General features: G+C 36.5%; 1 protein-coding gene and 2 pseudogenes. 2 read left to right on the forward strand and 1 reads right to left on the reverse strand.

Annotated features, from left to right (window positions below; all coding sequences use genetic code 11):
- A pseudogene (locus HT669_RS10890) lies at positions 1–161 on the reverse strand (IS5/IS1182 family transposase); the annotation flags it as partial.
- A 130-nt stretch (positions 162–291) separates the two neighbouring features.
- Between HT669_RS10890 and HT669_RS09850 the strand changes: the two are divergent.
- Both HT669_RS09850 and HT669_RS09855 read left to right on the forward strand, forming a co-directional pair.
- Positions 292–431: pseudogene (locus HT669_RS09850) on the forward strand (IS630 transposase-related protein); the annotation flags it as partial.
- Positions 432–472: 41 nt separating this feature from the next.
- Positions 473–921, forward strand: a 449-nt coding sequence (locus HT669_RS09855; protein ID WP_172933697.1) for a winged helix-turn-helix domain-containing protein, incomplete at its 3' end; no start/stop codon positions are given.

Genomic DNA, 921 nt, shown 5'->3' on the forward strand with positions numbered 1-921 from the left:
AGAAGGTATTCTAGGCTTAGTTTAGGTTTTCGTCCCCCTTTTGCGTGTTTACCTTGATAAGCTGTTTTCAATACAGCTAACATCTCTTCAAAAGTCGTGCGCTGAACAGCAACAAGGAGCTTAAATCGTGTATCAGTTAGTTGTTTACTTGCTTCATAATTTTATTGTATCATATTTTTGTTTCACAGGAAGTCTATTATATTTAAGGATATTTGAAAGCTGTATTTTAGAAAAACAATTATGGAGTTTTGATATTTTCTTAGTTTCAAACAAGCATGTTATAATAAAGCTATGGCATATAGTACAGATTTTAAACATCGAGAATTAGATTACATCAAAGAGGGGCACAGCCATGTCGAGGCAGCCAAGGTTTTTGATGTTGGCGTCAGAACTCTCTTCATGTGGGAAAAGAAAGACGTGAACAAGGACACTCATACTAAGCTAAAATAAAAAAGCATTATATAGTAGTAATATGAAATCAACTAAAGAAGAAATCCAAGCTATCAAAACACTTTTAAGAGACTCTCGTACAGCTAAATATCATAAACGCCTTCAAATCGTTCTATTTCGTCTGATGGGTAAATCTTATAAAGAGATTATAGAGTTTTTAGACTGTAATCAAACAACGATTTGGCCAACTGTAAAAAAATATGAGGAGTTCGGACGCGATTCTCTCCTTCAAGAAATACGTGGTGGTCGTAACCATGCACATATGACAATTGAGGAAGAGAAAGCCTTTCTTGCCCGTCATTTGAAGGCTGCAGAGGCAGGAGAATTTGTTACAATTGATGCCTTATTTCAGGCTTATAAAAAGGAGTTAGGTTCTTCCTACACACGTGATGCCTTTTATCAACTCTTGAAGCGCCATGGTTGGCGAAATATTAGGCCACGTCCAGAACATCCCAAGAAAGCAGACGTTCA

Source organism: Streptococcus sp. 2100 (assembly GCF_013276335.1).
GTDB lineage: Bacteria > Bacillota > Bacilli > Lactobacillales > Streptococcaceae > Streptococcus > Streptococcus pseudopneumoniae.